Annotated in this window: 10 protein-coding genes; 4 read left to right on the top strand and 6 right to left on the bottom strand. The window is 55.3% G+C overall.

The window, feature by feature from the left end; genetic code table 11:
* The first annotated feature begins 128 nt into the window (after window positions 1-128).
* Window positions 129-2,111 carry a methyl-accepting chemotaxis protein gene (locus tag ACFPQ4_RS10515; protein WP_378111798.1) on the top strand — a complete coding sequence of 661 codons (1,983 nt, stop codon included), beginning with the start codon at window positions 129-131 and terminating at the stop codon, window positions 2,109-2,111.
* A 67-nt stretch (window positions 2,112-2,178) separates the two neighbouring features.
* Here the strand turns inward: ACFPQ4_RS10515 and pgmB are convergent, their stop codons facing one another.
* Window positions 2,179-2,814, bottom strand: coding sequence for a beta-phosphoglucomutase (gene pgmB / locus ACFPQ4_RS10510; RefSeq protein WP_378111797.1), 636 nt, complete (start codon window positions 2,812-2,814; stop codon window positions 2,179-2,181).
* Complete coding sequence (locus tag ACFPQ4_RS10505; RefSeq protein WP_378111854.1) at window positions 2,807-5,116, bottom strand: glycosyl hydrolase family 65 domain-containing protein; 2,310 nt, start codon at window positions 5,114-5,116, stop codon at window positions 2,807-2,809. The genes pgmB and ACFPQ4_RS10505 overlap by 8 nt, the downstream gene beginning before the upstream one ends.
* 179 nt (window positions 5,117-5,295) lie before the next feature.
* On the opposite strand from ACFPQ4_RS10505, the gene ACFPQ4_RS10500 reads away from it, so the two are divergent.
* Window positions 5,296-5,634: a L,D-transpeptidase gene (locus ACFPQ4_RS10500; protein WP_378111796.1), complete on the top strand. Its 339-nt coding sequence runs from the start codon at window positions 5,296-5,298 to the stop codon at window positions 5,632-5,634.
* A gap of 18 nt (window positions 5,635-5,652) precedes the next feature.
* On the opposite strand, the gene ACFPQ4_RS10495 is transcribed toward ACFPQ4_RS10500, so the two are convergent.
* Window positions 5,653-6,681, bottom strand: coding sequence for a hypothetical protein (locus ACFPQ4_RS10495; RefSeq protein ID WP_378111795.1), 1,029 nt, complete (start codon window positions 6,679-6,681; stop codon window positions 5,653-5,655).
* Window positions 6,682-6,788: 107 nt separating this feature from the next.
* A complete protein-coding gene (gene rarD, locus ACFPQ4_RS10490) occupies window positions 6,789-7,667 on the bottom strand; it encodes an EamA family transporter RarD (RefSeq protein WP_378111794.1) in 879 nt (292 codons plus the stop codon).
* A gap of 209 nt (window positions 7,668-7,876) precedes the next feature.
* Here rarD and ACFPQ4_RS10485 point away from each other — a divergent pair, with 209 nt between their 5' ends.
* Together ACFPQ4_RS10485 and ACFPQ4_RS10480 are read left to right on the top strand one after the other, a co-directional pair.
* Complete coding sequence (locus tag ACFPQ4_RS10485; protein ID WP_378111793.1) at window positions 7,877-8,179, top strand: ferritin-like domain-containing protein; 303 nt, start codon at window positions 7,877-7,879, stop codon at window positions 8,177-8,179.
* Window positions 8,180-8,192: 13 nt separating this feature from the next.
* Window positions 8,193-8,543, top strand: coding sequence for a spore coat protein (locus tag ACFPQ4_RS10480; RefSeq protein WP_378111792.1), 351 nt, complete (start codon window positions 8,193-8,195; stop codon window positions 8,541-8,543).
* Between the two features lie 80 nt (window positions 8,544-8,623).
* Here ACFPQ4_RS10480 and ACFPQ4_RS10475 read toward each other — a convergent pair whose 3' ends face one another.
* The gene (locus tag ACFPQ4_RS10475) at window positions 8,624-11,191 is read right to left on the bottom strand and encodes a carbohydrate-binding protein (protein WP_378111791.1); all 2,568 of its coding nucleotides are present in this window, start codon (window positions 11,189-11,191) and stop codon (window positions 8,624-8,626) included.
* 109 nt (window positions 11,192-11,300) lie between these two features.
* Window positions 11,301-13,685 carry a glycoside hydrolase family 31 protein gene (locus ACFPQ4_RS10470; protein WP_378111790.1) on the bottom strand — a complete coding sequence of 795 codons (2,385 nt, stop codon included), beginning with the start codon at window positions 13,683-13,685 and terminating at the stop codon, window positions 11,301-11,303.
* Window positions 13,686-13,689: the final 4 nt, after the last annotated feature.

The raw sequence follows: 13,689 nt of genomic DNA, 5'->3' as shown, positions 1-13,689 counted from the left end.
GTGGAGCTTTCGAGCGCATTCGCGTACAAGCGCACACAACTTACGTAGAACGACACATTATCTCAAAATGATAAGCGATTACAATGAGAAATAGTAGACTGTACATACATACAAGGGGAGTGTTCCGCATGACCATGTTACGTTCGGTTGGAACAAAGCTTTTCATTCTGTTCTTTGTTTCTACATTCGTATCCGTACTCCTCGTAGGCATGATCTCTTACAACAAGTCCCAGTCGATCATCGCGAGTAAAATGGAAGCGGTTTCTCAGCAAACCGTAAAAGAAGCAACCGAGAAAATCAGCCTGATGCTCAAGCAATTCGAAGACATGTCGCTTCAATTTTCAACGAGTAGAGACCTGAATGACAGCGTATCCGCCATCTTCGATCCGAACGCGGATCCGGCGGGCAAAGTTCGCGGCAAATCGGATATTCAGGATACGCTTAACCAGTTGGCTCGAACGAACTCGTTCATAAAGTCGATTACGCTGCTCGATACGGTCAACGAGAACGAGACGATAAACTCGCTGTCCACCGGTCTCATTCAAATCGACCGCAAGGCCGAGTGGTTCGCGCAGACCAAGGAACTGAAAGGCAAAGCATTATGGCTCCCGACCAAAGATAACGGCTATACGGGAATGGCCAAAGGCAATCTGTTCGCGCTCGCCCGTATGATCGGCAAATCGATGATCGTATTCGAGATCGACGCGACGCTGCTCTCTCAGACGCTGGACGCGATTCATTTTAGCGACAGCTCCAAAATGCTTCTGACCGACGCGCAAGGAAACGTGCTGCTCTCATCGGTCGCCGAGGATATTGGACAAGCATTCGCCGCCGACCGCTTGAAGAAAGATAATCTCGTCGTCTCCGAGCCGCTTCAACGCACGTCTTGGACGTTGACCGGAGTCGCTCCCCTAAGCGAGCTTGTCGCCGATACGAAAGTGATACGAAATCTAACCATAGTCATGTGTGTTATTGCCGCCGCAGTCGCAATCGGTGTAGGTTACTTAATCATTCTGCACGTAGGCAAGCCTCTCCTGCATATCCGCGGCATGTTGAACGAAGCCACGCGCGGGAATCTGAACGTAAGAACTAAACTCAAGCGGCGCGACGAGATCGGCGAAGTGTCGGATAGCTTTAATCAGATGATGGAGCAGATGACGCGGTTGATCGATCAAACTCGCCAATCGGCTCACCAAGTACTCCAAACGTCTTCCGTGTTGCTTGGCGTTTCCCAGCATACGGCGTCCGCAGCAGGGGAAATTTCCATCGCTACGACGGAAATCGCCAACGGCTCGACGCAATTGGCCGCCGAGGCCGAAACCGTCTATCATATCGTCGACTCCATGAACGGAGATTTGAAAAGCGTCATACAAGCGACGAATCGGATCAATGAATCGTCTCTCGAGGTGAAGGCGGCTTCCGCGGAAGGCAAGCAGTTCATGCAGGACATCGTCGTTGGCACGATCGAATCGGAAAAATCGATCGATCTGCTCGTCAAACGCGTCGGTCAGCTCGAAGTAAGCACGGATGCGATGCAGCGAATTCTCGGCATACTGAATAAGATCACGAAGGATTCCAAAATTTTGTCGTTGAACGCGGGCATCGAAGCCGCCCGTTCCGGTCAAGCGAGCGGCGGCTTCAAGGTCATCGCCTCCGAGATGGGACATCTATCCGATCAGACGAACGAGTCGATCTCGACCGTCCACCAAATGACCGACGTCATTCAAGAAGAAATCGTTCAAACGGTTAAGGCGCTTAAGACGGCGCTGCCGCTGTTGCAATCCCAGATCGAATCGGTCAAAACCGCCAACGCGCTCTTCGCCTCCGTCTACGAGAAATCCGAAGCGTTCACGGAGCAAGTCGCGCTGATCAAGCAAGACGTCGGAACGCTCGGGGCGAAGCAGCAACAGCTGAACTCTTCCATCTCCAGCGTGAGCAGCTTCTCGGAGGAAGCGTCCGCGACGTCCGAGGAAGTCGCCGCGCTAAGCACCGGACAGATGCACTCCAGCCAAGAGGTCGTCGGCATCGCCAAAGAGCTCGAAAGCTTGTCGGGGGCGTTACAGCAGACGCTGATGGGATTCAGTTCGGGGAAAGAGAACGAGTCGAAATAAGAAGCAAACAATAAAAAGGGGCTGTGCGATTGTCATCTCTCGATGACGCTCGTACAGCCCCTTCTCTTTAAGACACTAGCTCGTGCAGTCCCGCTACGATCTCATCCGCATCGCCAAGCACGTCGGTGGAGCCGATGCCGATAACGTAGATGCCGGCTGCCTTCGCCGCTTCTACGCCGGCTGCCGCATCCTCGAACACCGCGCAATCCTCCGGCGACAAATCGAGCGACTCGCATGCGACGAGGAACACCTCGGGATCCGGCTTCGCCTTGGACACCTTCGTGCCGTCGATGATAGCGTCGAACAACTCGCTTAAGCCTACGCGCTCCAGAATGAACACCGCGTTTTTGCTCGCGGAGCCGAGCGCGATCCGTACGCCCTTGTCTCTCAGAGTGAGGATATATTCCTTGGCACCCGGTAAAATCTCCGACTCGTCCATTCGCCGAATATACTCGAGATAAAGCTCGTTTTTCCGCGTGGCCATCTCTTCCTTCTCCTCGTCGGACAACGTCAGCCCGCCGATCTCGAGAATGATGTCTAGCGACCGCATTCGGCTTACGCCCTTCAACCGCTCGTTATCGTGCTCGGTGAACGGAATGCCCCGCTGATCGGCGAGCCATTTCCACGCCAAATAATGATATTTGGCCGTATCGACGATGACGCCGTCCAGGTCGAAGATCGCCCCTTTGATCCGATTAAGCATGAAGCGCACCTCTCTTTGCACTATCGTAAATCCACGAATGACTGGCGCCCGGCGCAAGCGAGACCGACTCGCTCCCCGATTGGAACGATTGCGCCGTCTTGTTGCCGCCGTCCGCGCTGACGACGATCTCCGACTTCGACACCGCAATGCGATAACGTTCGCCTTGATACACGATGCCGAATTGGATCGATTTCCACTGATCCGGCAGCGCAGGCTGCAATCGAATAACGCCTTCGCCCGCATCGATGCCCGCAAAGCCTAGAATCGCCGCCATCCACGCCCCGCCGTTAGCCGCAGGATGCGTGCCGCCGATGTACAGCGTGCCTACGTACTGCTTCGAATCTCCCGTCAAATCGATCGTCGCCGTCCGGAGGAAATAACGGTACGCCCAATCCGGATTGCCGATGTCGGAAGCGACGAGCGCATAGATGCAAGCGCTAAGGCTCGATCCATGCTCCGTCCGGGGCTCGTAATACTCCCAGTTGGCGCGCTTCACCTTCTGTGAATATTGCTGCTTGAACAGGTGCAGCATGAGCACGACGTCAGCTTGCTTCAGTATCCGGGTCGTCGTCGCAATGCCGCTGCCTCCGCCCAAATACTCGTTTTTGTTCAGCATTCGACTTTTCAGTTGTTTAAGCTCTACATCCTCCAACTGCCCGTAGCCGTCGAACTGCTCGATTACCGAAGTTACCGGATCGGGCTGAGGCATGTACAGTTGCAGGAGCATATGCCTCAGATTACCGGCATCTTGGCCGTAATCGAGCTTCGCGATCAACGCTTCCCGGAATGCCGGATGGCGCTCCTCGAGCAACGCAAGCGTCTGCAGCGCGATATCGAGCGTCTTGTTTACTAAAGCGTTCGTGAACGCATTGTTATTGACGCGCTCATGGTATTCGTCGGGTCCCGTGACGTCGAGCACTTCGAAGCGCTGCTTGTCATGCTTGTAATAGGCGTATGAATAGAAGAAACGCGCGCATTCCAGTATGACTTCGGCTCCGCCTTCGAGCAGGACGCTCTCGTCGCCGGTGAACGCGTAATATTGCCAAATCCCGAACGCGGCGTCCGCGCTAATGTGAACTTGCTTGTCTCGGAAATAAGTGCGCATTGGACGATTCGTGAACACGTCCGTAATGTTGAACAACGTGCAAGCATCGTCGCCGGTGTCTTGGCTTTCCCAAGCGTAGAACGCGCCCCGGTAACCGTACTCGGCCGCTTTGCGTCTCGCGCCGTCTAGCGTATGCACGCGGTACATAACGAGATTTCGCGCGACTTCCGGCTGGGTGTAGAGGAAGAACGGAAGCATGAACATTTCCGTATCCCAGAACACGGCGCCTTTGTACACCTGACCGGACAATCCCCTCGCGGGAATCGATACGCGCTCCGACTGCGTTGGCGCGATTATGTGCAACTGATAGAGGCTATAACGAAGCGCGAATTGCGCTTCATCGTCGCCTTCGATGAGCACGTCGGACGCTTCCCACTTGCGCGCCCAGTGCACGAGGTGCTCTTGTAGGTGCGTCTCGTAAGTAAGCTGAAGCGCCGCTTTGGCAATCGACAACGCCGTTGCCGACGACGATTGGCCTTCCGTCTCTCCGTAGCAGATCAATACGTATTTCACGAATCCATAGGTGACGCCCGGCTCGCAGCGAAGCTTGAACTGCCTAATCGCAGAGCCTGGTTGCCTGCTCTCCTCCGGTCTCGAAAGTCCGCCGATCCAAGTGACGCTCTCGGCGACCGTAACTTCCACGCGCAGCTCGTGCGTCGTAGCCGTCAATCCGACGATCCCGTCCTCCGACCATACGGACTTGTTTTCCAAATGCGGTCCGTTAATGTCCCATACGTCGCCGTCGATGCCGGTATCCAAGACGATCTCGCAAGCTTGCGCGACGCTGAACTCGTATTTCATCGCTATCAAATTCAATTGCTCCATGCTTACGAATCGTTCCGAGCTGATCTCGATCCGATTGCCGCCGGACGTTCTGAATACCGTGTTCCGGTGAAAGCTCGCTTGGGCGATATCCAGCGCTTGCGCATGCCGATCGAACTCCGTATCTAGCACGCTAAGCGGCTGCCCGTCGCAAGTCAGGCGGGTATACACCCCGTTAGGAGCATTGATAGGCTCGCGCCACTGTTCACCTACCTTGTCGTATAGACCCGCAAGCGTGCTCGCGGTTAACTGATCCTTCGTAAACTCCTCCAACGTGCCTCTGTAGCCGATCGCTCCGTTGCCGATCATGAATTTGTTGCCGTTCATCGCGATTTTCTCCCGATCGAACGACTGCTCTTCGACTTTCCAGCTCAGGTGGGTCCCCCCGCTTTCTCTCCGTAATATAGCTTCATTATGAAGAACAACGCCTTCCCGCCCAATGCGCGATATTACCGAAATAAGGTCAGATTCCATTGTTTTGCGGGGCATTCATGGAGACTACGGGCGGAACTCGATCTAGCTGAATACGCTGATGGCAAAAGGAGAGTGAGCATATGCCGAACTATCGGATAATCGTCGATCTTTCGGATCGGCACTTGTATTTGCTCGATGGCGATACGGTCGTGCGCGCCTTTCCGATCGGTATAGGCAAAATGCTGACGAAAACGCCTACGGGGGAATATACGATCATAAACAAACAAGCCCAACCAGGCGGCCCTTACGGGGCTTTCTGGATGGGCTTATCTAGACCTCACTACGGCATTCACGGCACGGACGACCCCGCCTCGATCGGCAGGGAAGTCAGCCATGGCTGTATCCGAATGTATAACGAGGATGTATTGCAGCTCGCGGCGCTCGTGCCAATTCGTACTAGAGTGACTATTCGCTTGTGACGCGGAACCGACCTACTCCTATTTAATCCAATGCTTGTATACGAATAAGCCAACTAGCGCGACAGCAGCCGTTATTAGCAACGAAGACGTCAATTTTCTCCAATGCTTAGTCATGAACCTCGTTACAGCACCGGAATGTTCCAATCTGATCTCTTGAATAAGCGCGTTGAACTCCGGATTGTTCGAGGTCAGCAAAATTTTACGGATTTTTGTGTCGCTGAGCGTTCCTCTGCCTTCGAATTCGAAATAATAGATGATCGCTTGCTGGAAGCTCGGAGTCAGCTGAATCGGATTCGTCGCTTTCCATGCCATGAATTCATAGGTAACGTTGTTCTGATGGCCGAAATCGTATACGTACGACAGCATTTCCGAGTATTCGAAATCTCCGTATCCAAGCTTGGTTTGTTTGGAGCTTAGCCGGATATAGAAAGCATAGACGACTCTTCTGAACTGCGAGTATTCGATTTGGTCCCACAGCAACCTGCGCAGCAACTGCTGCGTGAGATCGAACTGAGGAACTTGCATCCTGTCCATCTTGGCGAAAATATCTTTCTCGTTATGTATGCGACTATCCATGATCAGGCAAAGCGCTTCTACAACCTGCCACTTCTCGCGCTCTTGCGCCGTCAAAGCGATAGACAAACGAGTGACAGGCTCCACGACGACGCGTCTCAAGCTTTCGATTTCCGAAGCCGTGACGTGTTTAAGCTGTAGATTGCCCAGGATACCTTGGACGATAATCGTTTCTATCCGGCTTTCTATACTCGCAAAGCTTGGACTTGTCTCCGCCAAGCTCCTGACCTTCATATGCAAAAATTTGCCGCTATGGATCTGATCCCGCTCTTCGTCTAACAGCGTTCTTGTTTTGTAAAGGAACTGATTCAACCTTTCGTTATCGAGCTCCGAACCCGACATCTCCAGATGCCAATTGTCCAATTCCTCGATGAGAGCTTTAAGCATATCGACTTCTTCCAGCCGTTGGCGCCAAACACCCGACTTGTCGGAATCATCCGAGGCTTGCTGTTGCGTGCGGTATGCGCCGCTCATTCCTAGTTCTCCCTTCCCGCCTACTATCATCGCGCGACTATTAATATAGTTAATAATACCTTCATAATGAAGAAAATTCCATAGCGACTGTACCCATCACTTTATGTTCACGCCGTCCGTAATGTTCTCGCGGATTGGATGGAAGCGATGGCGTAGACGATCAAAGCCGTCCAGATGAGCGAGAAGCTGATCAGCAGCACCGGCGTAATCGTCTCTTTGAAGACGAACACGCTTAGCCCGAGCGTAAGCGTAGGTCCGATATACTGAATGAACCCGAGCATCGAGAGCGGAAGACGGGAAGCCGCGTTAGCGAACAACAACAGCGGAATGGCGGTTGCCGCCCCGGAACAGAATAGCGCGATAAAGGTACCCGTCGGCAACGACCACGCTTGCGCTTCGTGCGAAGCGCCGATCGAGATCCAGTAAATCAGAGCGACGGGCACGACGATGGCGGTCTCGACCATCAGGCCGTCCGTCGCGTCGATGCGCATGCGTTTCTTCACTAATCCGTACAGACCGAAGCTGATCGCGAGCGAAAGCGAGATCCAAGGGAAGCTGCCGTAATCGATCGCCACGAGCAACACGCCGGAGCCGGCAAGCGCGATCGCCAGCCACTGGCCGGTCGTCGGCTTTTCGCGCAAAAACACGATCGCGAGCACGACGTTGATGAGAGGGGTCAAGTAATAGCCGAGACTCGTCTCGATGACGTGACCGTTATTGACCGCCCATATGAATATTAACCAGTTAGAAGTAATAAGCAAACTGCTGGCCGTTAACTTAAGCAGCGAAGACCGATTGCCTAGCAGGGCGCGTATGTTTTTCCCTCTGCGTTGAATCGCGATGAGCGCAATGACGAAGAAGAACGACCATACGATCCGGTGGGACAAAATTTCTCCGGCCGATATTTGGTCGAACCATCTCCAATACGCCGGAAGCAAACCCCAAATCGTATAGGCCATAACCGCGAATATAAGTCCTTTTTTCATGCTGTCGACACTTCCCGTCCTGCCCTAAAGCGATATGAAGGGAATTATACCACCTCGGGTCACCTACACCTATGAAAAATGTTAAGGAAAATCGAACCTTCCCGGTAATCGCCCGCATTCGCATCCGCAACCAAGACCCGATCGGATAACTTAGCCTGAATTGGTAAATTCTAATTCCGCCAACCATACCGATCAAAGGAGGCTTCTCCATGTCACCGAACACGAATGCTACGGCCGGACAAGCCGGCGTGCCGATCCCTTTTCCGCCTAGGGTGATCACGACCAAAGATTTGTCCTACTTGAAGGACGCCCTGTCTTGGGAGCTTAACGCCTTCAAAAAAATGCATTTTTTCGCCGGACAAGCGACCGATCCGCAAATCAAACAAGCGCTCGATAGCGCGGGGCAAATGCATCAAGCCCATTACGAGCAGTTGCTCAAGCACCTTCAGGTAGACAATAACGCCGCAATGGCCGGCTTGCCGAAGCAACAAGGGCAATCCTTATCGCATTAAGGAGGTAGAACCTATGCAAAGCCAAAATCAGAACCAAATTGCCAATCCACAGTCGGGACAATTGCCGACGGTCAAGGGACCGCAGATCAACGATCGCGATCTGATCAACGATGCGCTCAGCACGAGCAAATATTTGACCGACAGCTTCAACATCGCGGTCAAAGAAGCAAGCCATAACGAGCTGCACGACGATTTCAACCGGATTTTGAACGAGACGCATAAGAGCGCGCGGGAGCTGTACAATCTCATGTTCCAAAAAGGCTGGTACAAGATCGAAGCCGAGGAGCAGCAAAAGCTTCAGCAAGCTTATCAGCAGTTCAGCGGTTACTCGTCGCAATACCCTTATCCGGCCGGGGCGCAATGAAACCGATGAAAGTGCAGTCGAATGAGAAAAACACTGACGGATTTTCCGCCAGTGTTTTTTGTTGCGCGAATGCGCCGTATTCAGGGGCCGGTTAGCGTTATTTTATCAAGGTTGACGAGTCCGTTATCGCCCGCATCGAACTTGTAGGCGATCGTATTGTTGCCGGATTGCAGGCTAAGCGTCTCCGTCTTCAAGCCCCACGTATCCCAATTCGCCGTAGACGCGAGCGTCGTCTGCTTGATTTTGGTTCCGTTTACGTAGATGCTCAGTGTTCGCGCCGTGCCCGAGCCGTTGGCGTAGCGCAATTCCACGGCGTAATTGCCTTGGGCCGACGCATTCACGGCGAACTGAGTGGACGCGCCCTGCGGCTCGTAACCGGCAACGAAGCCGGTCCCCGTGTATCCGCTATGATCGTTCATCGCTTTCGCGCCTCCGGATAGCGTCGCGGTCTCCGCCTGATAGACGAACGTCGGCGGCGCCGTGCTTGCCGCGTAGTCGACCCAGTTCACGTTGAAACCGCCGGTAACGACGTACAACCTAAGAATTTGATTGCCTGCAGGCAGGCTGATCGTCGCGTTCACGGTCGTCCATGTCTGCCAGCCGCCCGTATTCGGGACGGTGATCGTCGCCAGCGCGGATCCCGTGCTGTCGCGAAGCTGCAATTGTCCGCCGCTGTTCGGGCTAGCGACGCGGAACGAGGCGGTGTAAGCGCCCGTTGCCTGCACGTTGACACCGTAATCCATCCAATCGTTCGCGTCGATCCAACCGACGTTCATTCCGCCGCCGGTATCCGAGGTCGTCTCCGTCTGGATACCGAACATGCCGCTATAGCTCTCGGCCTCGATCTTGCCCGGAATGGCCGAGCTCGTAGGCGTCTGAGGCGCGTAAAGCGTAATTTTGTCCAAGTTGACGGGGCCGCTGTCGCCCGATTCGAACTTATAGGCGATCGTGTTGCCGCCGGACTGCAGGCTGAGCGTCTCCGTCTTCGTTCCCCACGTATCCCAGTTCGCGGTAGCCGGAACACTCGTCTGCTTGATTTTGACTCCGTTCACGTAGACGCTTAGCGCCTTGGCCGCTCCCGAGCCGTTCGCGTAACGAAGCTCTACGCCATAATTGCCGCCGCTGGCCGCGCTAACCGCGAATTGCGTGGACGGTCCTTGGAACTCGTAACCCGCGACGAAGCCCGTTCCCGTATAACCGGTATGATCCGTCATCACTTTCGCGCCGCCGGACAACGTAGCGTTCTCCGCTTCGTAGACGCTGCTCGTCGGTTGCTGCGAGCCGTCCGACGGCGTAATGGCGATCGAATAGGCGTCGAGCGAATAGTTCCATGGGATCGTCACCTTGATCGCGTTGTTCACGACCGTCGCGTCGAACGTTTGCGTGACGGTCGGCGCGGACACCGGATCGAGGTTGTTGATCCAAGTAACGACGACGTGCGCTTTTCCGTTGCTTCCTATAAGGTAAGAAGCCGTATCGAACCGATTAACGTTCACGTCGATATCGCCGGTCACGCCGCCTTTATTGCCTAGTAATATAAGCGCCGAATGCTTCGTCGCGTCTTTACTCGCGACGCCGTCGATATTGGCGGACGGCGTCGTGGCGACGAGCGATCCCGACATGTCGGCATAACTCTTGTACGTCCACCATTGCCCCTTCTTCTGCCCGTTCGTCGTCAGGATATCGTCCAGCATCCCTTGATCGCAGCAGTGATCCCAGATCGCGTGGTTGGCGCCAAGCACGCCGGACTTCTCCAGACGGGCTATATACCAAGCCGTGTAGCCGGCGTTCTGTTCCGCCGACCAGATATACTCTCCGATCGTCATGCCGGATATCGACGTGATGTTCCTGGCGGCCAGTAGCCCTTGCGCCGTCTGAACGTCCGCGACCGGATCGGCGCTAAAGTGCCAATCCAAAATGTCCGGAAGCACGTTGTTCGTCTTGGCGTAATCGAGCCAATTGCCAAGCTGCGTCGCGTTAAAGCCGCCGTAACCCGGTCCGACGATGACCGCGTTCGGATCGAGCGAACGGATCGTCTGCACGCTGCGCTTCCACATCTCGGAATATTGCGCGTCCGAGCGAGGCCAGAAATAGTCGCCGTCCGGCTCGTTCCAAATATCGTATCTAGCGTTCGTCATGTTGTTCGCTTTTTTGTCGTTCACGAGCTGCGTCAAGAAGTTCGTCCACGAAGTCCAGCTGCCGTTGTCCCCCGGAAAAATCGGCTGATTGTTGTCCGGAATCGTTCTGCCGTCGGAGCCCCATACGTCGCTGACGAGAATCTGATATTTGGCCCCGATCGCATTCGCCCGATTGTACTGGGCAAGCACCGAATTGAAGCGCGGCAAGTAACCGTTATAACCGCCGACCGCCCAAGCGCCTCCGCTTAGACCGGCGCCTCCCCCGCGAAACAGCTTCGGCTTAATGTCCGTGAGCAAGGCTCCCGCGGGAGCGGTTCCGTTCTCGCTCAAGCCATAAAGAAAACCGGTAGCCCGATTGGTAGGAGCGCCTAGCGTCTGGCTTAGATCAACGGTTACGCTCTGGACGGCCGCATACGTGGTGCTCGGCATGACGACCGCGGGAAGAGCTGTTCCTACCGCGCACAACAATGACAAACCTAATGTGAGAGCTAATCTGGATGCTTTGATCATTACTTCTTCAACTCCCTCGAATAAAGTAATTGCTCTAAGCATGCTACACGCCATGCCATGGCCGATCCAGCGTAGATCACCCCCACATTATTGAAGCTTCAGGCGCGAATCAATGGCGCGGCATGGCGGCCGGCAGCACGGACCAACCGCTCTTCGCCGCGACGACGCGCCGGCCGTTCGCGGTCACGCTGGCTATCCGGTCTCCCGCTAACCTGATGTCGTACAAGGTACGATCGACAGGATCGAATACCTGGCTGGCATCCTCGACCTCTTTCGGATCCGCATGCCCGTTCGCGGTTGCGGGATTCCCGGATGCCGCCCCGAACCGAACAAACCGGATTTGCGACCAATCCAAGTGTGCGGTCGAGCGTGCCGCCTCCATGTGCGGAATGACCGCGCCACCCCGAACGAGGATGACGATCGGCAGCTCGTCCGCCGCGATCCGGTGCCAACGTCCGCCGGCATAGCCGATGCCAGTCTGGTAGTCGATCCATTCGCCCGGCGGCAAGTAGACGTTGCGCGCATCCGTCTCCTGCATGAACGGTGCGACCAGCAGCTCGTCGCCGAACATATATTGGTCCTCGACGAGCCAACTGCCGGGATCTTCGGGATATTCGAAGAAGAGCGCGCGAAGCATCGGGTAGCCCCGTTCGGAGCTAAGCATCGCTTGCGTATAGATGTAAGGCATCAGCTCGTATTTCAATGAGGCTACCTTGCGGAACAAGTCCATGAACGACTCGCCGTATGTCCAAGGCTCGGTCGGAGGCGCGCCATGGCAGCGACTGTGCGAAGTCAATAGCCCGAACGGCAACCAGCGGCGATATAACGGTTCCGGGTTGCTGTTCACGAACCCGCCGATGTCGTGGCTCCAGAACGAGAAGCCGCTCAATCCTAGCGATAAACCCGCCCTAAGCGATGCGGCCATCGCGCCGTCCGTATTCTCGGCGTCCCCGCCCCAATGGATCGGGTAGCGTTGGCTTCCCGCCCATGCGCTGCGCGCCCAGATGATCGACTCTCCGCTAACCGCTTCGGTCGCTTCCATCGCTGCGCGGTTATATCTGAGCGGGTACAAGTTATGCTCATGGAAACCGCTTTTCCCCGAAGCGTACCATCCGTTAACCGGCGCGGCTTCGCCGAAGTCGACCTTGATCGCGCCTACGCCCAAGCTCAGCAATTCGGCTAGCCGCTCCTTGTACCAATTCGCTGCCTCGGGATTGCTGAAGTCGAGAATGGCGTCGTCGGTCGGCAACGCGCCGTCAGCCGTCCGCACGGCGTAACCGCGTTCTACGATTTCCTTATATAACGAATTGTTCGGCGTGAAGTATGGCAATTGCCAGAGCGATATTCTGTACCCTTGTTCGCGAAGATCTGCAATCATGCGCGCGGGGTCATCGAATCGTTCCTTCGAAAATTCGTAGTTGCAGCGCCAATCCGTCTCGAACCAACCGGTGTCCAAATGGATGACGTCGCAAGGAATGTTATGCTCCTGCAGCCGCGCCGCCACTTCGCGCACTTCCCCCTCCGAGCTGTAAGTGATGCGGCTCATCCATAGCCCGAACGACCAAAGCGGCGGCAGCGGGCTGCGCCCGGTCAACCGCGTGTATTCGGACAACGCTTCCTTCGGCGTACCGAGGAAGACGAACAGATCGAGCGACTCCTCTCCGGTGAACAACGTCGCCGTATCATCGTAAGACGCCCCGAAGTCAAACGTTAGCGGCGCGGACGTATGCACGAACATGCCATAGCCTTCGCTGCTTAAGAAAAACGGGATCGGCTTGTACATTTTCCCCGTCTGCGCGCTAAGCGCGTCCGTCGCGAACAGGTTCAGCTTCTGTCCCCGCTTGTTCAGCCGCGTGAACGATTCCCCCGCGCCGAACAGCTTCTCGTCCGGTTGCAGCAGGAAACTCGCCGCGATGCGATTGTCCCTTGCCCTTGCACCCTGCTTGAACGAGAAAGGCTGACCGTTCGAATTGAGCAACGACCGGCTGTCGCCGAAGTGCCGCGTCTGCGTAACAATGCGACCGCTTGCATCGCGGAAGATCAGCTTCCACGGATCGAGTTGGACGGTAACGGAGCCTGCTGCGCTTCGGTATACGACCCCGTCATCCCGTCTCTCCGCCTCCCAATGCTCCGTCGTGCTCGCCGCATTTTCATCCACCATAATCGATGGTTTGATCGGTTGATTAGCTTTGTGCCTCGAATGCAATCTCACCCTTATCGTGCGATCCGTCAGGAACGACAGCTCGAACGCGGCTTCGGGCTTATCCGCGTATTCGTCGGGGAACTCCCATGACGGGGACTCCTCGAACGGAAAATCGATCTGGTTAAACGATAGTCTCGGTTTGCGCAAGTAGCGCCGCCATTGCAACGTGCCTTGGGCGTTCGCTTCATTGAAAGCGGTAAGACGCGACGCGAAGAAGTACGTATCGCCGGCGTTCTCGAAGCCTTCGCTCATGTCGATCGGTTGATTTAACCACGTTTCTTGTTGACCCATCCGT

Source organism: Cohnella yongneupensis (assembly GCF_042655785.1).
GTDB classification, from domain to species: domain Bacteria; phylum Bacillota; class Bacilli; order Paenibacillales; family Paenibacillaceae; genus Cohnella; species Cohnella yongneupensis.
The sequence above is the reverse complement of the archived record's forward strand: the minus strand, read 5'-3'. Positions and strand labels throughout refer to the sequence as shown.

Excerpts from the sequence above, each read along its gene's own strand:
- ACFPQ4_RS10500 (WP_378111796.1), top strand. The coding sequence starts at position 5,296 with ATGCCGAACTATCGGATAATCGTCGATCTTTCGGATCGGCACTTGTAT.
- ACFPQ4_RS10480 (WP_378111792.1), top strand. The coding sequence starts at position 8,193 with ATGCAAAGCCAAAATCAGAACCAAATTGCCAATCCACAGTCGGGACAA.
- rarD (WP_378111794.1), bottom strand. The coding sequence starts at position 7,667 with ATGAAAAAAGGACTTATATTCGCGGTTATGGCCTATACGATTTGGGGT.
- ACFPQ4_RS10515 (WP_378111798.1), top strand. The coding sequence starts at position 129 with ATGACCATGTTACGTTCGGTTGGAACAAAGCTTTTCATTCTGTTCTTT.
- ACFPQ4_RS10470 (WP_378111790.1), bottom strand. The coding sequence starts at position 13,685 with ATGGGTCAACAAGAAACGTGGTTAAATCAACCGATCGACATGAGCGAA.
- ACFPQ4_RS10495 (WP_378111795.1), bottom strand. The coding sequence starts at position 6,681 with ATGAGCGGCGCATACCGCACGCAACAGCAAGCCTCGGATGATTCCGAC.
- ACFPQ4_RS10485 (WP_378111793.1), top strand. The coding sequence starts at position 7,877 with ATGTCACCGAACACGAATGCTACGGCCGGACAAGCCGGCGTGCCGATC.
- pgmB (WP_378111797.1), bottom strand. The coding sequence starts at position 2,814 with ATGCTTAATCGGATCAAAGGGGCGATCTTCGACCTGGACGGCGTCATC.
- ACFPQ4_RS10475 (WP_378111791.1), bottom strand. The coding sequence starts at position 11,191 with ATGATCAAAGCATCCAGATTAGCTCTCACATTAGGTTTGTCATTGTTG.